The 20,801-nt window shown below is 37.3% G+C and carries 24 protein-coding genes; 12 read left to right on the top strand and 12 right to left on the bottom strand.

Translation table 11 applies throughout. The annotated features are described in order from the left end of the window. Positions 1-314: 314 nt before the first annotated feature. The 6 genes from HMPREF2867_RS04705 to HMPREF2867_RS04680 all read right to left on the bottom strand — a co-directional run bounded on the left by HMPREF2867_RS04705 (position 315) and on the right by HMPREF2867_RS04680 (position 5,148). Positions 315-1,580: a tyrosine-type recombinase/integrase gene (locus HMPREF2867_RS04705; RefSeq protein ID WP_049528214.1), complete on the bottom strand. Its 1,266-nt coding sequence runs from the start codon at positions 1,578-1,580 to the stop codon at positions 315-317. 97 nt (positions 1,581-1,677) lie between these two features. Next, the gene (locus tag HMPREF2867_RS04700; protein WP_049528216.1) at positions 1,678-1,938 is read right to left on the bottom strand and encodes a helix-turn-helix transcriptional regulator; all 261 of its coding nucleotides are present in this window, start codon (positions 1,936-1,938) and stop codon (positions 1,678-1,680) included. A gap of 71 nt (positions 1,939-2,009) precedes the next feature. After that, complete coding sequence (locus HMPREF2867_RS04695; protein ID WP_049528218.1) at positions 2,010-3,260, bottom strand: replication initiation factor domain-containing protein; 1,251 nt, start codon at positions 3,258-3,260, stop codon at positions 2,010-2,012. A 322-nt stretch (positions 3,261-3,582) separates the two neighbouring features. Then, positions 3,583-4,326, bottom strand: coding sequence for a type IV secretory system conjugative DNA transfer family protein (locus HMPREF2867_RS04690; protein ID WP_070576110.1), 744 nt, complete (start codon positions 4,324-4,326; stop codon positions 3,583-3,585). Positions 4,327-4,338: 12 nt separating this feature from the next. Further along, complete coding sequence (locus tag HMPREF2867_RS04685) at positions 4,339-4,809, bottom strand: RNA-binding protein (protein ID WP_070576107.1); 471 nt, start codon at positions 4,807-4,809, stop codon at positions 4,339-4,341. A 42-nt stretch (positions 4,810-4,851) separates the two neighbouring features. Next, the gene (locus HMPREF2867_RS04680) at positions 4,852-5,148 is read right to left on the bottom strand and encodes a hypothetical protein (protein ID WP_049528228.1); all 297 of its coding nucleotides are present in this window, start codon (positions 5,146-5,148) and stop codon (positions 4,852-4,854) included. A gap of 261 nt (positions 5,149-5,409) precedes the next feature. Between HMPREF2867_RS04680 and HMPREF2867_RS04675 the strand changes: the two genes are divergently transcribed. Next, complete coding sequence (locus HMPREF2867_RS04675; RefSeq protein ID WP_049528231.1) at positions 5,410-6,162, top strand: hypothetical protein; 753 nt, start codon at positions 5,410-5,412, stop codon at positions 6,160-6,162. A 33-nt stretch (positions 6,163-6,195) separates the two neighbouring features. Here the strand turns inward: HMPREF2867_RS04675 and HMPREF2867_RS04670 are convergent, their stop codons facing one another. Next, a complete protein-coding gene (locus HMPREF2867_RS04670; protein ID WP_049528233.1) occupies positions 6,196-6,531 on the bottom strand; it encodes a helix-turn-helix domain-containing protein in 336 nt (111 codons plus the stop codon). 159 nt (positions 6,532-6,690) lie between these two features. Here HMPREF2867_RS04670 and HMPREF2867_RS04665 point away from each other — a divergent pair, with 159 nt between their 5' ends. Further along, positions 6,691-9,744 carry an LPXTG cell wall anchor domain-containing protein gene (locus HMPREF2867_RS04665; RefSeq protein WP_049528235.1) on the top strand — a complete coding sequence of 1,018 codons (3,054 nt, stop codon included), beginning with the start codon at positions 6,691-6,693 and terminating at the stop codon, positions 9,742-9,744. Positions 9,745-9,754: 10 nt separating this feature from the next. Then, positions 9,755-9,997, top strand: coding sequence for a hypothetical protein (locus HMPREF2867_RS04660; protein WP_049528239.1), 243 nt, complete (start codon positions 9,755-9,757; stop codon positions 9,995-9,997). Between the two features lie 246 nt (positions 9,998-10,243). On the opposite strand, the gene HMPREF2867_RS04655 is transcribed toward HMPREF2867_RS04660, so the two are convergent. The 4 genes from HMPREF2867_RS04655 to rpmF all read right to left on the bottom strand — a co-directional run bounded on the left by HMPREF2867_RS04655 (position 10,244) and on the right by rpmF (position 12,124). After that, positions 10,244-11,041, bottom strand: a complete 798-nt coding sequence (locus HMPREF2867_RS04655; RefSeq protein ID WP_049528245.1) for a hypothetical protein — start codon at positions 11,039-11,041, stop codon at positions 10,244-10,246. 35 nt (positions 11,042-11,076) lie between these two features. Then, on the bottom strand, positions 11,077-11,478 hold the full coding sequence (locus HMPREF2867_RS04650) for a hypothetical protein (protein WP_049528242.1): 402 nt from the start codon (positions 11,476-11,478) through the stop codon (positions 11,077-11,079). A gap of 298 nt (positions 11,479-11,776) precedes the next feature. Then, a complete protein-coding gene (gene rpmG, locus HMPREF2867_RS04645) occupies positions 11,777-11,926 on the bottom strand; it encodes a 50S ribosomal protein L33 (RefSeq protein WP_002262412.1) in 150 nt (49 codons plus the stop codon). Between the two features lie 15 nt (positions 11,927-11,941). Continuing rightward, complete coding sequence (rpmF, locus tag HMPREF2867_RS04640) at positions 11,942-12,124, bottom strand: 50S ribosomal protein L32 (RefSeq protein WP_002892130.1); 183 nt, start codon at positions 12,122-12,124, stop codon at positions 11,942-11,944. 229 nt (positions 12,125-12,353) lie between these two features. Between rpmF and HMPREF2867_RS04635 the strand changes: the two genes are divergently transcribed. The 9 genes from HMPREF2867_RS04635 (at position 12,354) to yaaA (ending at position 20,164) form a co-directional block, all read left to right on the top strand. Beyond that, entirely contained in the window at positions 12,354-13,466 is a 1,113-nt protein-coding gene (locus tag HMPREF2867_RS04635) for a vitamin B12 independent methionine synthase (RefSeq protein ID WP_070576105.1), read from the top strand. A 64-nt stretch (positions 13,467-13,530) separates the two neighbouring features. Next, positions 13,531-13,662: a PTS transporter subunit EIIB gene (locus HMPREF2867_RS11550; RefSeq protein ID WP_070576102.1), complete on the top strand. Its 132-nt coding sequence runs from the start codon at positions 13,531-13,533 to the stop codon at positions 13,660-13,662. Positions 13,663-13,668: 6 nt separating this feature from the next. Then, positions 13,669-14,016 (top strand): PTS beta-glucoside transporter subunit IIABC, encoded by a 348-nt coding sequence (locus tag HMPREF2867_RS11545; RefSeq protein WP_070576098.1) that lies wholly within the window; start codon positions 13,669-13,671, stop codon positions 14,014-14,016. Positions 14,017-14,085: 69 nt separating this feature from the next. After that, positions 14,086-14,688, top strand: a complete 603-nt coding sequence (locus tag HMPREF2867_RS11540; protein WP_225791452.1) for a PTS transporter subunit — start codon at positions 14,086-14,088, stop codon at positions 14,686-14,688. Between the two features lie 152 nt (positions 14,689-14,840). Beyond that, positions 14,841-16,121 carry a histidine--tRNA ligase gene (gene hisS, locus HMPREF2867_RS04615; RefSeq protein ID WP_070576093.1) on the top strand — a complete coding sequence of 427 codons (1,281 nt, stop codon included), beginning with the start codon at positions 14,841-14,843 and terminating at the stop codon, positions 16,119-16,121. Positions 16,122-16,128: 7 nt separating this feature from the next. Beyond that, positions 16,129-16,551 (top strand): hypothetical protein, encoded by a 423-nt coding sequence (locus HMPREF2867_RS04610; protein WP_070576091.1) that lies wholly within the window; start codon positions 16,129-16,131, stop codon positions 16,549-16,551. A gap of 109 nt (positions 16,552-16,660) precedes the next feature. Beyond that, positions 16,661-18,412 carry an aspartate--tRNA ligase gene (gene aspS / locus HMPREF2867_RS04605; protein ID WP_070576088.1) on the top strand — a complete coding sequence of 584 codons (1,752 nt, stop codon included), beginning with the start codon at positions 16,661-16,663 and terminating at the stop codon, positions 18,410-18,412. Then, a complete protein-coding gene (locus tag HMPREF2867_RS04600) occupies positions 18,405-19,346 on the top strand; it encodes a YitT family protein (protein WP_002892117.1) in 942 nt (313 codons plus the stop codon). The genes aspS and HMPREF2867_RS04600 overlap by 8 nt, the downstream gene beginning before the upstream one ends. Positions 19,347-19,432: 86 nt before the next feature. Then, positions 19,433-20,164: a peroxide stress protein YaaA gene (yaaA, locus tag HMPREF2867_RS04595; RefSeq protein ID WP_070576086.1), complete on the top strand. Its 732-nt coding sequence runs from the start codon at positions 19,433-19,435 to the stop codon at positions 20,162-20,164. 30 nt (positions 20,165-20,194) lie between these two features. Here the strand turns inward: yaaA and nrdG are convergent, their stop codons facing one another. Continuing rightward, on the bottom strand, positions 20,195-20,800 hold the full coding sequence (gene nrdG, locus HMPREF2867_RS04590) for an anaerobic ribonucleoside-triphosphate reductase activating protein (protein WP_070576083.1): 606 nt from the start codon (positions 20,798-20,800) through the stop codon (positions 20,195-20,197). Position 20,801 lies beyond the last annotated feature (1 nt).

Genomic DNA, 20,801 nt, shown 5'->3' with positions numbered 1-20,801 from the left:
AAATTAAATGTCTAACTTTTTGGGGTCAGTACAAGCTACTTGGGTGTCTTTTATATATCCGAACTTCTAAATTTATTTCACAAAAAATGTAGTCATTCGGTTGATTTTTATTGCAGTATACTGAAATAAAAAAATTCAATAATCGCATAAAATCAAGGTTTCTCGTCTTAACTGACGTGTAGTGAATGACTACTTAACCTCAGTAAGGAATACTTAAAATCTATTTTAGTTGCTAGAAACCTTATTAAATCAACGTTTAAGGGTTGTTGATTTTGATAAAACTATCAAAGGTTGCCAAAAAGGTTGCCACAGATTTAAGAGGTCAGCTCAGCTATTTTGTTTAAATAGATATCGACCGCCTGTGTTTGATTCTTGGGAGCAAGTTCAGCATAAATGTCCATTGTAGTCTTGATTGATTTGTGTCCCATCCGAACTTGTAATTCTTTCCAATTCATTCCAGCATTCAACATCATGGATGCGTGAGTGTGGCGGAATAAGTGAAAACCATAATCTGGCAGACTAGCTTCACGCAATCGCTTTTTGAGTGTTGCACGTTCGTTTCTGTCGCACATATAGTTACCATAAATAGTAGGAAAGATTAACTTACTTTTTGGAAGATTATTTTTCTTGAAATAGAGATTCATTTCATCGTGGAAATTTTGAAGCTCTTCAATGATTTGGTACGGAACAGCTATTCGTCTGTTAGCTGAATCAGATTTTGGTGTGTTTTTACAAACGACTTCGCCTTTCAAACCTAATTTTGGTTTTGCATTTTTCCAAACAAGTGTTTTACTAACTAGTATTTCGGAATTATCAAAATCAAGGTCATAGATAGTCAATGCTAATAGTTCATTGATTCTCATACCTGAAGCAAGTAAACTATCGCAAATAACTTTAAATCGGCGATTAGCCCTAGTATTAGTCAGACTATCAACGATGCTTAACCAAGTAGATAAATCCTCATCATGAAGGACCATAATACGTTTTTGGTTGCTTTTGGGCTTTGGCGGGATTTTGATAGACTGAGCGGGGTTAAATTTGAGTTCAAAATGTGTTATTCCAAAATCAAAAATATCACTTAATTTATGGGCAATAGCTCCAAAATCTTTAGCTGAACCCTTTTCAGCTCTCTTTATACCTGCATCCACAGATTCTTTAGATTTTTTTGCTAATTGGTTGATCCAAGTCTGTATATCTGACGAGGTAATTTTTTCAGGTTGATACTTTCCGAATCGTGGTAGTATATAGGTGTCAAGATAGTTTCTAACTCGGTTCAGTGTATTATCTGAACTAACCCATGTCTCATAATTTGAAAACCAAAGTTCTGCTAAGTCTGAGAAGGTAGCAACATTGAAAGTTTCTTTCCTTGTTGAGTCATTTTCTTCAAAGTCAATTTTAGCTTGAATAATTTTACGGTCTAAAGAACGTAAGGTTTTAGCGGTAATAGTTGTTTTGACTGGTTTTCCAGTTTTAGAATCAAGTCCTAAGTAGATACTTTTAGCTGAATAACTAATTTCGCCATTGTTCTTTATTCTCTTTAAAACACTTTTCCCTTTATGGATAATTTTTTCTGTATTCATGGTTGCTCTCTTCAATCAATCGAAGAATGAAAAAAGCTAAAATAGATTGTATCGCTCACTTTCTTTTTTGATACTCTTATTTTAGCATATTTCGCTTCTAGTCACAGCTTAGAAATTCGATGACATCACTGATACTGTAATATACTGTTCTAGTACCCTCAATGGGTGGTTCTAGTCGCTTTAGACCCTTGTTTTCCCACGATTTAAGAGTATTGGGAGAAATGCTCAGTAGGGAAAGAAGTTCTTTTTGCGTATAGATACCTGACTTACTTTTTTCGTTATTTAAGTGCTTCAGTAATTCAATGATGCTATGAAGCATGTGTTCAATTTGCTTTAATTCAAAATAATTTTTGGACATACTAGTCTCACTTTCTTTACTGCATGGAATATGAGATAATGGCAATAGGGGTAAGCTACTGCCTATCTCTTCTAATCTGCAACATCACTCTTTTGCTTCTTGGCGGAATCTTTAGGAGTGATGTTGTTTTTTTGGTAAAAGATTTGGAAGGCATCTTCAAAAAAATCTTCATAATTAAGTTTCTCAAGTTTCCTACCAAATTTATTTAACCATATCCTTACATCTGGGTTGGGAGTGTAGTTGGTCTCATACTCTTGAATTAGTCTAATGATAAAGTGATTACGGGCTTGTGTTCCCCAGACTTCTTCAATTTTCTTCAAAAGAGGGTAGAAACCGCTACCTTTCATCAAATATGAAATCGTTGCGAGTAGGTCGTTGTTTCGAGAGTTCAAAGATTCAAGTTCTGGAAAGCTCCCGAATCCTTTAAGCAAGTCACTAGTGAATGGTAAAGACTGACCAGTCTTGGTGTCATGAAAACAATACTTGTCAATCATTTTATTAACAATGAGCTTGCTCAAATCTTGAGGGCTATCAATATCAAGAAGTAAGGCTAGTATTTGATTGCTATAAGTTCCTTTGTAAGAAGCTTCCATACGGATCCAAGAATTGCAATACTTAGTTAAGTGCATATAGCGACCTTGATTATCTAATTGTTCCTGATACTTGTTATAGATACGCAAAAGAGCACTTACATTCTTTTTCTTACTTCCTACGTAGACGGTCTGAGCCTCGCCGTTTACTTCTTGAGCGCTGACATTGGAAACATTTTTACGTCCTTTGTGATTGGTAATGATATATTGCTTGTCTTTTAGTCCTTGATAAAGACTATTTACTGACATTGGATAATTAAAGTAATCAACAGCAAGGTCGATACGTGATAGACGCAGATCATAGTAGTCAACATACAGCAGTTGTGCTATATTGTGGACGTCAATCAGTTCACTATAATAGTCTTGATAGGTGGCTTTATAGTGAGATAAAGCTGATGCTGAAAATTTTAAGATGATACCCATAATAAAATTAGTTTGATGCCATGCAATCGCAAAATAATAGGGGAGATGCTGAAAGGTAAAGCCGTCTGTATAGCCTGCTGGTGGCGTTTTTAAGGGAGCATATTCTCCAAAAAGAGCTGGTAAAGATAATTTTTCTGCTATTGTCTCAGCAAGTGATAAAGCTATCTGCTGCCAATTATCTGGGTACTCTCCTACAGTGTCTTCTGTAGGTTTAATAACAAACGTTACTTCATCAACACTAGTCATAATAACTGGATTATGGTCATTGTCTTTTTGAAGATATTTTTCAATGGCATTTTGATAAATCATAATTTACCTCTTTCTATCCGTCTAAAGTGTGATAGTTAACTGGGCGATCAGTTTTTGTTTTAGCTAACTTTTGTTATACTGAATAGCGAAATTCCTATATTTTAATTATTCCACTATTTCAAGGAATAAGCACCCTAAGTTTTATCAAGTACGAAAAGACTTGATTTGAGAGCTTTTTAAAGTAGAGAGAAGTTCTTTCCCTAAAGTGGGATTTCTAAAGCAAAGAATTTAGGTGACAATGGAACGGGGGTTATTACATGTCCCCCGTATAACAGCCAGCTAAAGCTGGCGAGGCTGTAAGCCTGTTCCTCCGCTTTGAGGGCTACGGGGCAACAGCCTCTTCGTCAAGAAAATAGCGGTCTGAACGTTCAACGGCTTCCCGAATTAGTTTTTCTAAGGGGGGCATGTTGTAACTTGGCACAAGTATATGGCGACTTTCTTGACCGTCAATCTTCATGTAACCGACACCTCTGGAGTTGTTTCGCAGAACATAATCTTTTTCATCAGAGAAGAGCATGGCAACTGTCTCTTTAGATAATTTGCCTAGTGCGATAACTGTACCTATGGAATCACGAGATAATCCCAAACTTGCTTTATGGGCATCTTGTTGGGAAATAATGACGTAAATCAAAAAGGAGCGTCCTAGTTGGATAAGGCGAGTATAGTCTTTAATGGCTTGTTCACGTTCTTTTTTATCGAGGCTATTTTGCCACGCATTGAACTCATCAAAGCAAATCACGACAAATTCTCTGGACTTATCAATCCCCTTTTGTCGGTTTTCAAGAATTGATAATGCTAAAGTAAGGAGCTCAGAGACTTCTTCAAAACGCTTAAAACCTTTACATCCGTCTAAAAAGGCAAAATCCGAGTCAGCCTTGTAGTCGCCGATTAGGAACGTGGCTCTTGGGTAGGTGTGAGCAAAGCGAGCCAATAATATTTTAGTCGCAAAAGTCTTACCTGACCCACTGGAACCTACCAAAAGAGCGTGGGGTACACGCTCAACAGGTATATCCCAGAAGAAATGGTTCCCATAATCAGCTAGATTTTTATCAAGAAAACATTTCATCTGTTAGTCCCTCTAATTTGAGTTATAAGAAAAGTAGATTTCTAAATTCAAGTAATACTGATTGTTATACCGTAATCGTTTTCCGAATTGAGGGCTTACAATTAGCATTTGCCCTTTATCTGACCAAGTTCCATAGGTAGCAGACTCTGCTAAGTATTTACTAAACTGTGCTAAAAAAACCTGACTAAGATAATTCATATCCTCGGCTTCAAGTTTCTTCCCGATCATAATAGGGAAGCGTACTAGATGACTGTCTTGATTTGGTGAGCTAGTTAAATACTTGACATAACGGCTGTCAAAAAGTAATTTATTTTTTGATACACTACTTGTCATCTCAATTACTTGTTCAAGGTCTTCTATGATTACAGGCAGGTTTAACCGCAGGATTGTGGCTTGTTTTTGCTTCTCCTGAATGTCGCTAATCTTTAGCATCAGATAGAGAAATTCAGCAAATAAGATAATTAACAAAGAAATAATACTCATAAAAGTTCCTTTCTAAAGAAAGGGGAAAATTTTCCCCATTTCTTAAACCAGTTCAATAAAAGCAGACTTAGCTTTTACTGAAAGCGCAGCACGATTTCCATTGGTATAGGCGTTGATAGAAACATTCTCAAGAACAATTTCTACTTTCTCATCAAATAAAGATGTAAAGTCCGATACATTAACTGTATCAACTTTGATATTGGTTTGACTAAAGCGTCCCTCTGGGGTACGTGCTCCAATAGTTAGTTGGGTTTGTCCAGTGTTGAGACCAGAAGTAAAATCCTTTACTTCTGATGCACCGATTAGACGCCCCTGAATTGTAGTTTGTGTAGCCTCCATAAGCCACCTCTTTCTAACCCGTTTGGGTAAATAATAATGTGTGATAGCTATCTCACAATATTATTGTAGAAAATTAGACGATATTTTGTTACCTAACTTATGCCTTTGACTAATACATCTTGCTATAATAACTAAATGAAAGGGACTAACTTATTTTAAAAGAAAATGAAAGCGTTTTACCCTAAGCTGTGTAACATCTATTGAATTATTTTGACTTTGTATGTTAAGATGAAGCCATATATTTGACTAGGAGATATTTTTATGAAAACAAAAATGGAAGAACGTATGTTAGTAACTGTTACTTTAAACCTAATGCACCGATTAGAAGATTTTCAAGCTTTTAAGGAAAAAGAAAATATTAGTGGCGACTATAATGCTAAAATACTTTATATTGTTCGATATTTTCATGTATCTGATAAAACAGTAGAAAATTTGTTATCTGGAAAATATGTATCAAGGGCAAATTACTTAAGTATTTTTCCATCATTTGATTCTGAAACTTCAAATGAAGCTAATACACTGTTGGAAAATCTGGCTGAACAAATTACTAAAGAAATTGAAGAGGGAAATGAAGCGACTATAAAAGAAGTCGATGAAATCTTGTCTAATAAGCTAGATAAGCTTGACATGAGAGTGTTATCGAGGGAACTATTTTATGAATCAATGGAAAAATCTATTCAAAGTAGTTTAAATAGACTAAATAAACCAAGTAAAGGAACACAAGTTTCAGATTATTCTTGGAGTGTCTGGAATAGTTTCTTTTACAACTATATTTCTGAAAGAGATGACCTGTATCAAATCTTTTCTAAGTTTGACACTATATCGAAGTCTTTAGACTATCTCCCACTAGTTGAGAAGATTTTTGAGACAGAAGATAATCTTAGAGTTTTTGGCAACGTAGCTGAACGATTGGATTTCTTTAAAATGGTTGATGAATATGAGGATTGGGATAATTTAGAACAATACATAAAGTCAGTTCAAACACGAAATGGATTTGACAACTATCTAGAATAATACACACAAAAAGCCAAGTCGAAATGACTTGGCTTACTCTACTTGTTTTATGATACTTCTGAGAGCTTTTATTATCGGCTCTCTTTTTTCTTTGGGAAGATGTTCGATGTCTTCGATAAGTTGGTTAAATTCTGTCTCTCGTTGTTGCATTTCTACGTTAAAAAAGGTGTTAACATCAACATCTAATGCCTGCATAATCTTCTCTATAGTGTCTACCTTGACGTTTAGCTGTTTGCTTTCTAAACGGTAAATATAATTAAAACCAAGCTCAGCTTTTTCTGCTAGATACTCCTGTGTGAATCCTTTTTCCAGTCTTAGGTGTCTGATTTGCTTAGCTACAAATTCTTTTAAGCTGTTATTGTTAGTCATGGTGTCACCTCACTAACTATCATACAGATTTTTCTGTGAGAGTTACCACCTACAAAAGACTGAATTTATTTTTAAAACATATCACAAAAGTCTGTTTTTTATGATACAATCATATTGAAACAGTCTTTTAAGACAGTTAACTAAATAAGGAGAACGTTTATGTTTAAGAACGAAGTTAAAGGTCATGGAACAATTAAGAAGTTGCGTACGGGTGCAGTTGTATCTGTATTGACTCTATCAGTACTAGGTGGGGTATCTGTTGTAAACGCAGATGAAACAACCTCAACTGATGCTACTGTAAGTAATGTTGAAGTAGTTGCAAAAGATACTGCAGCTGAAACAACACCGGTAGCACAGCCTACAGAAGTTAAGGCTGAAACGGTAGCAGAAACACCTGTTGCTCCAACAGTAACCGCAGATCAAGTTGCTAACGCTAAAGTCGTAGCAAACCAAGCTAATCAAGCATTGAACGCTCAAGCTGATGTTGTTGCTAGTGCTGAAACAGCGGTAACAGAAAACAACAACACTGTATCTGATTTGGGTAATCAAATCACAGAAGTTGAAAAGATTACTCCTGAGGTAGTTGCCGAAGCTAAATCAGATCAGGCTAAAGCTAAGGAAACTCTAGATCAGGCTACGAAAGCTACGGCAAGTGCTGAGAATAGTCTTACTGATGCTACTAGCAAAGAAGCAACTCAAAAAGGTGTAGTTGCCAAAGCTGAGTCAAATGTTGAAAAGACTGCAAGTGCAGTTGCAGATGCTGAGAAGAAAGTAGAAGCTCTTTCAGCTACAACAGATACTGCTAAATTGGATCAAGACGTTAAAGATTTGACTGCAAAAGTCGCAGAAGATACTACTAATGTAAAATCTGCTAAGGACTCTCTTGAGGCAGCTAAGTTGTCTGTAAGTAACAAAGACCAAGCAATCAAGGATCAAAAATCTGTTGTAACTACTGCTGAGGGTACTGTTGAAAGCTCTTCTAAAGCGTATGATACTGCTAAAGGCAACCAAGAAGGTACTCAAACAGCTGAAAATTCAACTAAATCTGCTCTTGACGAAGCTAAGAAAGGTAAAGTTGTAACAGAAACTGTTAAAGCAGGTGAAGTTACAACTGTAACAGCCGATGGGGTATATTTGAACAAAGGTGTTGCTTATTCAAACTTTACAGAAACTAATGGTATCGTTACAAGCCAAGCTTATTTGGATGCAATCAAAGCCCTTGCTAAAGGTACAGGGTCTGTCCAAGCCGTTAAGGATGCAATCAAGAAGGGTGACGAAAATGGTAACAACCTAGCTATCGTGTCAGCTCCTACTTCATCTGCATATAATTCATGGGTTAAAAACATGGATTTCAACTTTGCTAACACAGATTCAGCAACTAAGTTGGATGTTAACAATTTGTCTGACAGCCAGTTGACTGACTTGGCATTGTTCTACACTGCTTTGCTTAACGACCTTCGTTTCAAAGTGGGTACTAACTTGGTAACTGTAACCGATCAAAGTGTCGCTGAAGCTAAGAAGACAGTAACATCTATCTTTGACAAGTTGTTCCCAGCTTACAAAGGCATGGATGGAGCTCAACTTGAAGCTAATGGTTTTTGGAATTCTATGTCAGACCCTAAGAATCCTTTGAAGTACACTGGTGTAAGCTTGCAAGATACAGTTAAGGGTATCGACTCTGAAGATACAACTGTTATTGGTCAAAAACCTGCTAATAATGTCAGCTATACAAACAATGACGGACGTAAACAGACTATGTTCGACTTGAAAGCTAAGATCTTTGCTAACTTGGGTAACCAACTCTATGGTACTTCAGGTATGGGGTATCTTGGTGAAGCTTACGGTGGTGTTGATGGCAAACGCTCTGACAACTTTGATCTAGCTTTGGAAGTTCTTGGTCTTAAGGGTACTTCTACAACAGCAGGTATTGATTTTGGATTCACAAACACTTACAATGGTATGATTGACCGTGCACCAAGCACTTACACTGTACTAGGTAATTCTTATGGTAAAGCTATCAACAATCCTTACCAAACACTTGAAAACCCTAAAGAAACTGTAACTCCAGTCTATAAAGACGTAGAACGTACTATTGTAGATGATGCAGCAGTTGCTAAGGCTCAAACAAACTATAATGCAGCAGTAAAAGCTAACCAAGACGCTAAATCTAAGGTAGCTACTGCAGAGACTGCTTATAACACTGCTAAGGAAGCTCTTGCTAGTGCTCAGAAACGTTTGGCTGATTTGGTAGGGGGTACTGTAGATATTCCAGCTCTTGAAAAAGCCTTGGCTGAAGCTCAAACTCAACTTGAATCAGATCAAGCCTCTCTTCAAACTGCTAAGGAGACTCTTGCTTTGGCTAAGGCTAGTGCAGCAGACAAGTCTAAGGCTTTGGAAGTAGCTAAGACTGAACTTGCTGAAGCTACGAAATCTAGCGAAACAGCCAAAGGGGTACTCGCTAAAGAAAAAGAAACTCTTGAAATTCTTGCTAAAGCTGTAGCAGTTGCTCAAACAGCTCTTACAGACGCTCGTACTAAACAAGACGTTGCTAAAACAAAATTCATTACTGCTAGTGTTAAAGCATCAGACCTTGCAGATAAATTGGCTAACAAAGAAAAAGTATTGGCTGATTTGAACTCTAAGCTTGCTGACGCTAAAGCTAAGTCTGTCAAACTCGCTGATGAACTTAATACTGCTAAAGAGCGTTATGAAACTCTTAAGAAAGACTCAAACGCTAAGAACGTAGAATACCTCCGTTTGGCAACTGTGAAAGCTGAACAAGATAAGGCTGAAGCTGAAGTTGCACGTTTGCAGGCTCTTAAAGATAAGGCGGATGCAATCGTTGCACAAGGTGGTGTTGTAGTACAGGTAGTTGACGCTGATGGTAATGTTGTAGATATCGTTGATGGTACGAAAGCAGTTAAGAACGCTGATGGCTCTATCTCTATCGAGGGTACTCAATACACTCTTAACAACGATGGGACTGTATCTAAGGTAGTTGTTCCAACTGCAGAAAAGGGGGTATTGGCTACTGGTGTTGTGAAGCAGGCAGGAGTGACACAAGTTGACGGTAAAACCACTTATTCACGTGTTGAACGTGCAAATTCGTTACCAAATACTGGATCACAAGAATCGTTACTTGGATTACTTGGTGCAAGCATGATAGCTGGACTAGGGGTAAGATACGTAGGGAAACGTAAAAGGAAGAATTAGGAGATAACTCGTGGCGATATTAATTCAGGAAGTCAGTGATGAACCAGGATGTGCAGGTTGTGGGTGCGTACTTGCGCTGATACCTTTAACGATTATTTATTTTAATAGAGATGCTATTATTACTGGCCTTATCTCTTTCTTAGGTGGACTAATGACAGTTGTAATCTGGATAATAGGAATTATAGTAGTATCTATTTTAGGTTACCATTTAATTAAGTATTTAATACAATACTTAAAAAATAGAAACAACTAAAAAGAAACTCTTCTTACATTAAAGTGTAGGAAGAGTTTTTGCAATATGTTATAATGTCCAATGTAGAAAAGTGAAGACGGTGGCTACTGTTTCTGAAAGTGAGTTGATGCCTATGGGCAATTCATCAAAATCTGACAGAAAGGAGGTGGCCTAGGTTGACCGCATTTGAAGTGGTGCAAACTATGTTAGCATTTGCAAGAAAAAGGAAAGAGGACAATAAGGTATACTTAATTGTCCTTTTTTATTTTACAAATGCAATGCACTCACAAAACCAATTCTTACAAAATAATATGAAAATCCATCCTTGTACGGACATGGAGCTGGCGCTGATGCCTCTCTAAGAACTTGAAAATCTAGAAGCATGCCAAACTCTTTTTTATTTCTTCGAAACATATCATTATAAGATAGCTTTAATTCTATCCGAATAAGATTTTGACTAGTATTTTCATCTTTTAAAAACAAATAATTAGGAAAATTGATGATGACATCTGCTTTTTCATCAACCAAAATATCTCCCATAGACAATGGCATATTTGAAGCAATATAAAGTTTGCTATCATCATCCCAGCTTACTTCTTCGATTTTTACACTATCCAATGAGACATCAACTGCTTCGCCTCTTCCCTTATTTTTTAAAAGTACATGAAAAGAAGTTATACATTTCATTTGTTCTTCAAAAGTTTTTTCTTTTTGCACTCTTAAAGAGTCATCATTAAAATACCATACTGGGAAACGAACACTTAATTCTCGATTTGCAATAAAATCGGAATATTCATTTTCTACTGAAGCAAGTTTTATGATTGGTTTATATTTAATTGCGTCATCCGCTTCTGATTGTTTAGTCTGATAATTCAGAGTCATAACAACACCAACCAAGGTAATAATACCACCTAACAATGAACCATAATAAGAAAGTAAGTCACCTGCTCCCCACTCAGCAGTAAATAATGGAGCTAAATACACTTTAAAGGAAAGGTTGATAAAGATAGGAACAATAACAACTAAGATAACACTTACAAGTATAATAATTTTTTTGTTTTTCATATCTATAATTTTATAACTTTTTTCTGCTTTAAACATCATAATTTTTTACTATTTTTATGTGCCATTTTCTCATGCTCTTCTTTCATCTCTTTAGCAAAGTCAAATGTTAGCCATAACGCTTCTTCCTGTGTTAGTTGCTTAACATGTCCCCATGTTCCATCTCTGGAATGTTCATAGTAGGGATATGTTCCGTGTTTATTTCGAAGGCTTAGCTCATGAATAATGCCATCTCTCACAACTTTCCCTAGAAGACTAGAGGATTTGTAATAATATCCATTTCCTAGCCAAACCCGTCCCAAGTCATCATAAGGAGTCGCTTTGTTTTCCTTAGGAGTTTTCTCTTTCTTGTCTTCTGACTTATCTTTTTTATCCAAATCAATCACTTCAAAGACTTCTAAAGTCTCAATATCCATGATAATTTCTAGATTATCTGACATCCCTGCTGTGTCCTTTCTTTAGTTTTAGGCAACGAAAAAAGAGAACGATTTTTCGTTCTCTTAAGTCATAAAGTATTTAATTTTACTTTTCCCGAAACTCTAGACACTTACCAAAAAATCCTAGAAAAAATCTAGGACTTTCTATTCTTCGATTGATGACTTTCTTTTTATATTTTCAAAAAAGGTTGCCAAAAAGGTTGCCATAGAACTGATTTCAAATGATTTATAGTGAAATTCAATGTTTCAAAAACCCTATGAAATCAAGCTTTTTCAGCGTGCACTGAAATGTAATGAAACCTTATTTAACTTCAGTAAAGATTACGTGTTTACGCAATTTTGGTGAGTATTTTTTCAATTGAAGACGGTCTGGAGTGTTACGTTTGTTTTTTGAAGTAAGGTACAAGCGTTCACCAGATTCTTTGTGTTCAAGTGTAATATTTACGCGCATGGTATCTCCCTTCTATTATTTAGTTGCGTTAGCTTTAGCGATTTTACGTCCTTTGTAGTATCCTTTAAGTGATACACGGTGTGAACGTGAGTAATCTCCAGTTGTTTCGTCAAATTGTACTGATGGAGCAGTCAATTTGTAGTGTGTACGACGTTTGTTTTTCTTCGCTTTTGAAGTGTGACGTGCAGGTACTGCCATTTCTTTATTTCCTCCGAGTTAATATTTATGTTCTTGATTTTAAATCAACTATAACAGAATAACATATCTTTTTTGTAAAGTAAAGTTACTTGACAAAAAACTTTCCAAGAAATGGTATAGTTAAAAACTATACCATGTGATAACATATATATATTTCACAGCTATAACAGCAAGTGCTAGAATAGGCTTATTATTACATTAAGTGAAAGCATAAAAGGAGTAAATAACTATGAGTAAAGTTCATTATCATTTTGATCATGTTGGTTCTTACCTTCGTCCACAAGCTTTAAAAGAAGCACGTGAAAAATTTGCCAATGGTGAGATTTCGCAAGAAGAATTGTTGAAAGTACAAGATGAATTGGTTAAGGAATTGGTTCATCATGAGGTAGAAAATGGTCTTCAAGTAGTTTCTGATGGTGAATTTGGTCGTTCTTGGTGGCACCTTGATTTCCTATGGAACCTAACTGGTTTTGAAGCTTACCAACAAGAAGATTCATATAAATTCCATGGAGCTAAGACACGTACAACCAACGTTCGTATCAATGGTAAGATTGCCGAAAATCCTAATCATCCTTTCTATCGTGACTTTGAATATCTTAAATCAGTGACTCCTGAAGGAATTACTCCAAAAGTAACTATTCCAAGTCCATCACTCATCATTAACCGTGACCACCGTAGTGATCTTTATGCAGATTACTATGATTCGTGGACAGATTTTCTTGATGATTTGGCAAAAGCTTACCATGATACCATCCAACATTTCTACGATTTGGGTGCACGTTATGTACAGTTGGATGATACGACTTGGGGTTATTTGATTCAACAGTTTGAGAATGAAAAAAATAATCCTGAGAAAACAGCTGAGTTGGTAAAAATTGCTGAGGATGATGTATACACTATCAATAAAGCTTTGGAAGGTCTTCCAGAAGATTTGACTTTGGCTACTCATATTTGTCGTGGAAACTTTAAATCAACTTATCTTTTTGAAGGTGGCTATGATTCAGTAGCTCAATATCTTGGGAAATTGAATTATGATATCTTCTTCTTGGAATACGATGATGCGCGTTCAGGTAGCTTCGCACCACTTCCAACGATTTGGAATAACCGTGATCATGTTGAATTGGTGCTTGGTGTGATTACTTCTAAGGATCCAGCTTTGGAAGATGTAGATGCTGTCATCGCTCGTATCCATGAAGCGGCTGAGCTTGTACCACTTAAGAACCTTGGTATATCAACTCAATGTGGTTTTGCATCAACTGAAGAAGGCAATATCTTGACTGAGCAAGACGAGTGGAATAAATTACAATTGATTAAAACAATTACTGATAAAGTTTGGTCATAATAGAAAAATGTAGAGGACAGGCTCAGCTTGTTCTCTCTTTTTATGAGTATAGAAAGGAAGTGTCATGAACTATAAAGAGACAGGACAGAAGATTTTAGATGCTGTAGGAGGAAAGGAGAAAGTTCAGAATCTTGTAAACTGTGCTAAACGTTTATGTTTGACCTTAGCGGATGATAAAGTTGTTCAAACTATCTAAGGTATTGTGAGTTTGGCTAAGAGTGGTGGCCAGTATCAAGTTGTTGTTGGGAGTGATGTACCAAATGTATACCGTGCCTTGGAAGGCTTATTAGACCTAGATGAAGTGTCTAAGGAATCATCGGAAAAACAAGACAGAACTCCTCTTCAAAGCTTTTTAGCCCTTATTTCTGGGATTTTCACACCAATCTTACCGGTAATTACAGCAGCAGGGATGATCAAAGCCGTTTTGTCTCTTTTGGTTGTCTTTAAGGTAGTAGCTGTAGATGATGTTAACGATCAAGTTCTTAATTTTATTAGTGATGCTGGATTTTATTTTTTACCTGTATTTTTAGGTGCTTCAGAAGCTCGATAGTTTAAGACAACCGCTCAATTGGGGATGTTGATTGGTGCTATTTTATTACACCCAACTTTTACGTAGATTGTGACAACTGCCAAGGAATCAGGTCATGGCGTCTCTTTCTTTAGTATTCCCCTTACATTAACTTCTTACTCATCAACGGTTATTCCTGTTATTTTGGCAGTTTGGTTTATGAGTTATGTGGAGCGCTTTGCAATTAAAATTTCATCAAAGACTGTTAAATTTTTCTTGGTGCCTATGATTACGACCTTGATCACTGCAAACGTAACACTTTTGATTTTAGGTCCAGGTACTTTAGCTTCGAATGTGGCTCAGGGGGGAGTAGCCCTTGCTATTGCTTTAAAAACTAAGGATACCAATAAAAAAGCTCTGGCTTCATCTGCTGGAATTACTGCAATTTGTGGGATTACGGAACCGGCTCTTTATGGGGTAACTTTGCAAAATAAAGCTGCCTTCATAGGATCTATTGTTGCAGGGGGAGTAGGTGGCTTCTTCCTTGGTATTTTAGGTGCGAGAAATTTTACAGGTGGTCCCCCAGGTCTCTTGACGATTGCAGCCTATATCGGTGAAGATACACTTAAATATTTTTACATAGCTATTGCAGGTCTTGTAATTTCTGTTGTGATTTCTTTTATTGTGACCTTCGTTCTTTATAAAGAAGATTAATGATTGTGGCAGGTCGAGAGGTCTGTTTCTTTCTTACGTTGAAAAAACCTCTACCATTTCCCAAAAGCTATGTAAATTATGATAGAATAGAGTGATTATATCTGTAATAACGGAAAAGGAGGGCAGGTCTATTTGAGACCTGTATCATCATTATGAAACTTCAAAAACCTAAGGGAACGCAGGATATTTTACCTGCTGATAGTGCTAAATGGCAGTACGTAGAAAATGTTGCACGTGAAACATTTAAGAAATACAATTATGGTGAAATTCGTACACCTATGTTTGAACATTACGAGGTCATTTCACGTTCAGTAGGTGATACAACTGACATCGTTACTAAGGAAATGTACGATTTTCATGATAAGGGAGACCGTCATATTACACTTCGTCCAGAAGGAACAGCACCGGTTGTACGCTCTTATGTAGAAAATAAACTCTTTGCGCCAGAGGTTCAAAAACCCGTTAAAGTTTATTATATTGGATCAATGTTCCGTTATGAACGTCCTCAAGCAGGACGCTTGCGTGAGTTCCACCAACTTGGTGTAGAGTGCTTTGGATCAAAAAATCCAGCCACAGATGTTGAAACCATTGCTATGGCCTACCAACTCTTTAATACGCTTGGCATCAAGGAAGTTACCCTTCATTTGAATAGCCTTGGAAATACTGAGAGTCGTCTGGCTTATCGTCAGGCCTTGATTGACTACTTGACACCAATGCGTGATACTTTATCAAAAGATAGTCAACGCCGTTTGGATGAAAATCCTTTGCGAGTACTCGATTCAAAAGAAAAAGAAGATAAGGTTGCAGTTGAAAATGCACCCTCTATTCTTGATTATTTAGATGACGAAAGTCAAGCGCACTTTGACGAAGTGCGTGCTATGCTCGATAGCCTTAACATTCCTTATGTGATTGATACTAATATGGTACGTGGTCTTGATTACTACAACCATACGATTTTTGAATTTATTACCACTATTGATAAGTCTGAATTGACAATCTGTGCGGGCGGTCGTTACGATAGTTTGGTTGAATACTTCGGTGGTCCAGAAACAGCTGGTTTTGGTTTTGGACTTGGTTTAGAACGCTTGCTTTTGGTTCTTGATAAACAAGGTATTGAACTTCCGGTGGAAGAAAGTCTAGATGTTTACATTGCAGTACTTGGTTCAGGTGCTAATGGTAAAGCTCTTGAGTTAGTTCAAGCTATCCGCTATCAAGGATTTAAAGCTGAACGTGATTACCTTGGACGGAAGATTAAGGCACAATTCAAGTCAGCAGATACCTTCAAGGCCAAGACTGTTATCACTTTAGGTGAGAGTGAAGTGGAGTCAGGTCAAGTTAATGTCAAAAATAATGCTACTCGTGAGGAAGTTACTGTAAGTTTCGAAGAGCTAACTAAGAACTTTGCAGCAGTCCTCAAACAGTTAGAAAAGTAGGGGGCATATGATTAGTATAGTTGATATGCTCAAACGGAGTGAAAAGTTTAGTTTGGCTTTTGATCGTAGTATGCCTATTCGTTTCCAACAACAGTTTTGGCAGTTGATTGCTTTTCTTGATAAGCATGAAATTACTTGGTTTAATGATGAGCCTGCAAGTGATCATGCGATGTGTCAGCAATTACTTGGTCAAGTTTGGCGTCAAGATTGTCAAGATGTAGTCTTGAGTTTTGAAACTCAGGAACGTTATTTGGGATGGCAGGTAGACGAGGAAACTGATGAACTTAGTGTTATCATTGAAGATGTTTACGGTTTCCGCTGGAATAGTTTACTTGACTTAGAAACAGCTGATTATCGTTTTGAAGAGTTTGAAGAGTTTGCTGAAGATTACGTGGATACTAGTGATTTGTTGAAACAATTTGGCAAATAGTTTGATAAAAAAGAAAGTCTATTAAAATTCTAACCTGAAATGGGTGGGGTTTTGATGGGCTTTTTGCTATAATAGTTAAGACTAAAAAATTAACGAAAGAAGTGTATTTATGGAACGTTCTATGTATGCCGGACGTGTTCGTAGTGAACACATCGGAACTACTATTACTTTGAAAGGTTGGGTATCTCGCCGTCGTAACCTTGGAGGTTTGATTTTCATCGATCTTCGTGACCGTGAAGGTTTGATGCAGTTGGTTGTTAACCCTGAGAATGCGGATGCAACTGTGGTTGAAACAGCTGAGAGCTTGCGTAGCGAATTTGTTATTGAAGTAACAGGAACTGTTGAAGCGCGTGAACAAGCTAATGATAACTTGCCTACAGGTGCTGTCGAACTTAAAGTTGAAGACCTTAAAGTCCTTAATACTGCCAAAACAACACCATTTGAAATCAAAGATGGTGTTGAGGCTAGTGATGATACACGTATGCGTTACCGCTACTTGGATCTTCGTCGTCCAGAGATGTTGGAAAACTTTAAGCTCCGTGCAAAGGTAACTCACGCCATCCGTAATTATCTTGATGACTTGGAATTTATCGATGTTGAAACACCAATGTTGACAAAATCTACACCAGAAGGTGCTCGTGATTACTTGGTTCCAAGCCGTGTTAGCCAAGGCCACTTTTATGCTCTTCCGCAAAGTCCCCAAATCACTAAACAATTATTAATGAATGCTGGTTTTGACCGTTACTATCAAATTGTTAAGTGTTTCCGTGATGAAGATTTGCGTGGAGATCGTCAACCTGAGTTTACACAAGTTGACTTGGAAACCTCATTCCTTAATGAGCAAGAAATCCAAGATATTACTGAAGGATTGATTGCTAAGGTCATGAAAGAAACTAAAGGTATTGAAGTTACACTACCATTTCCACGTATGTCTTATGATGATGCCATGAATAACTATGGTTCTGACAAGCCAGATACACGCTTTGACATGCTTTTACAAGACTTGACAGAGGTTGTCAAGGGGGTGGACTTCAAAGTGTTTGCTGAGGCACCAGCTGTTAAGGCAATTGTTGTCAAAGGAAATGCAGACAAATACTCACGTAAAAGCATTGACAAGTTGACAGAGTTTGCCAAACAATTTGGCGCTAAAGGTCTTGCTTGGGTTAAGATGACTGACGGAGCTCTAGCTGGTCCAGTTGCTAAATTCTTGACAAGTATTGAAGAAAAATTGACAGGTGCTTTACACCTTGAAGAGAATGATCTAGTTCTTTTTGTAGCAGATACTCTTGAAATTGCTAATAACACACTTGGTGCTTTGCGTAATCAGATTGCTAAAGAACTTGACATGATTGACAATACTAAGTTCAACTTCCTTTGGGTTGTCGATTGGCCAATGTTTGAGTGGTCTGAAGAAGAAGGACGCTATATGTCTGCTCACCACCCATTTACTTTGCCAACAGAAGATTCTGTAGCAGAGCTTGAAGGTGATCTTTCCAAGGTTCGTGCTGTGGCTTATGATATTGTCTTGAATGGCTATGAGCTTGGTGGGGGTAGTCTACGTATCAATCATAAAGACCTACAGGAACGTATGTTGAAAGCCCTTGGCTTCTCTGAAGAATCAGCCTACGAGCAATTTGGATTCCTTCTTGAAGCTATGGACTATGGTTTCCCACCACATGGTGGTTTGGCTATCGGTCTTGACCGTTTTGTTATGCTTCTTGCAGGTAAAGATAATATCCGTGAAGTGATTGCCTTCCCTAAAAATAATAAGGCATCAGATCCTATGACTCAGGCTCCAAGTCTTGTGGCTGATAAACAGTTGGAAGAACTTGCCCTTCATGTAGATTTAGAAAATGAATAAAGCACCTCTTCATAAACATGTTAAATTTGTAGCGAAAAAGTCTGCGAAGAGAATGGGCGTTTTGCAGGCTGTTCGTAGTATTTCCCGTGAAAAGTATACTGAAAAAGTCTCAGCGTCTTTACTTTATGGGCTCTTATCGTCAATCGCTGTTAATTTCTTTTTTCAACCTGGACATGTTTACTCCAGTGGAGCGACAGGTTTGGCACAGGTTTTATCGGCATTGAGTGTTAGAACTTTGGGCTTTGAGATACCAGTATCATTGACTTTCTACGCGATTAATATCCCTCTCTTGATTTTGGCTTGGTATAAGATTGGCCATAAATTTACTATCTTTACCTTCATTACAGTAACGATGAGTTCCCTTTTTATTCAGGTGATGCCACATGTAACCTTGACAGAGGATCCTTTGATCAATGCTATCTTTGGTGGTTTGGTCATGGGCACAGGGATTGGTTTCGGTTTAAAATCTCGTATCTCTAGCGGAGGGACGGATATCGTTAGCCTCACTATTCGTAAGAAAACAGGCCGTGATGTTGGTAATATCTCCTTGATTGTCAATGGGATTATCATGGTTTTTGCGGGCATTCTTTTTGGTTGGAAATACGCTCTCTATTCAATGGTTACGATTTTTGTTTCTAGTCGAGTAACGGATGCGATTTTCACTAAACAAAAGAAAATGCAGGCTATGATTGTTACAAGTAATCCAGATCCAGTTGTACGAATGATCCAGAAGAAACTCCACCGTGGAGTAACGTTGATTAATGATGCGGAAGGAACATATAATCACGAAAAGAAAGCCGTATTATTGGCGATTATTACGCGTGAAGAGTATACTGACTTCAAGCATTATATGAGAAAAGCAGACCCTAAAGCCTTTGTCTCTATTGCAGAAAATGTACATATTCTAGGTCGTTTTGTTGATTTAGATGACTAACAAAAAAAGGAAGTTGACGAACGTTAGCTTCTTTTTTGTTGGATAGAATTCTTGACGAAATGCTTGCTTGACTTTACAATATCAGTATGATTAGATTTTTAATTCCAACCGCAAAAGAAATGAAGGCCAGTAAGGAAGTTCCGTCTCAAAAATTATCTGAAAAGAGTGCGGCTATCCTAACTGAAATGGCAAAATTATCCACAGATGAATTGTCCACAGCTTATAAAATAAAGCCTGAGCAGGCTGAGAAAGAGAAGCAGCGCTGGGCTGCGATTTTGTCTGGAGAAGCGAAGAACTATCCAGCTGTCGAGCTTTTTAATGGACTGATGTATCGTCACATCAAACGTAGTGACTTATCCACATGTGAAAAAGATTTCTTAGGCCAACAAGTATTCATCACATCTTCCTTTTATGGGATTATTCCCGCTTTTTATCCGATTCAAGAACATCGTCATGATTTTCATACGAAGATCAAGGTTAATGGTCAGTCCTTAAAAAACTATTGGCGTGCTGAATATGACCAATTTCTAGAGGAGAGTCAAGCTCCAGTTGTTTCTTTACTTTCAAGTGAATTTGAGGATGTTTTTAGTCCAACTCTTCGTAAGCAGTTATTGACGGTTAGCTTTATGGAAGACCGCAATGGGGTTCTTAAGACTCACTCTACGATATCCAAAAAGGCAAGAGGGGCTTTTTTGACAGCTGTTATGGAGGAGAATTGTCAAACGATTAATGCTTTACGAAAATTGTCTTTTGATGATTTTAACTATCGTGAGGATTTATCCTCTAACAATGAGCTGGTTTTTGTTAAAATCGTTTAAAAAAGTCTGAGTTAACAACTCAGACTTTTTTTATAGCATATCTTTACGATCGACTTGTTCATAGTTCGTTTGACCGTCATTTAGCTTGTCCCAAATAATGACTGCTCCTTGATCAAGAGATTTTTTGACATCAATAATACGTTGATTAGATGATCCTCGAAACTGGAGCATAAGATTCTTTTTAGTGATGTCAAAGCGGCCGTCAACGAGAATATCAACGAGTTGAAGAAGTTCTAGTTTATCAGGGGTTTCAAGCATCAACTCCTCCCAAGCATACCCAGTCCAAGACCAGATATCTTTTTCCGGGAGTTCCTTACGAATGCGTTTGACTAAGGGAATGAGAATTCCTGTGTTTAGGAAGGGTTCACCACCAAGTAGCGTGAGACCTTGTACGTAAGGTTGAGCTAGATCCCTCATGATTTGTTCTTCAAGTTCTTTAGTATAGGGAATTCCTGCCTTAAATGACCAGGTAGCAGCATTATAGCATCCCTTGCAATGAAACATGCAACCAGAGACGTAAAGCGAATTACGTACGCCTTCACCATCAACGAAGTTAAAAGCTTTGTAGTCAATAATGCGACCTTGGCTAAGTTCTTCGGACTTCCATTCTTGTGGTTTTGGTGTATTCCATGTCATG

It is taken from the genome of Streptococcus sp. HMSC064H09 (assembly GCF_001812625.1).
Lineage (GTDB): Bacteria > Bacillota > Bacilli > Lactobacillales > Streptococcaceae > Streptococcus.
Note: the sequence above shows the minus strand (reverse complement) of the source record. Positions and strands in the feature narration are given on the sequence as shown.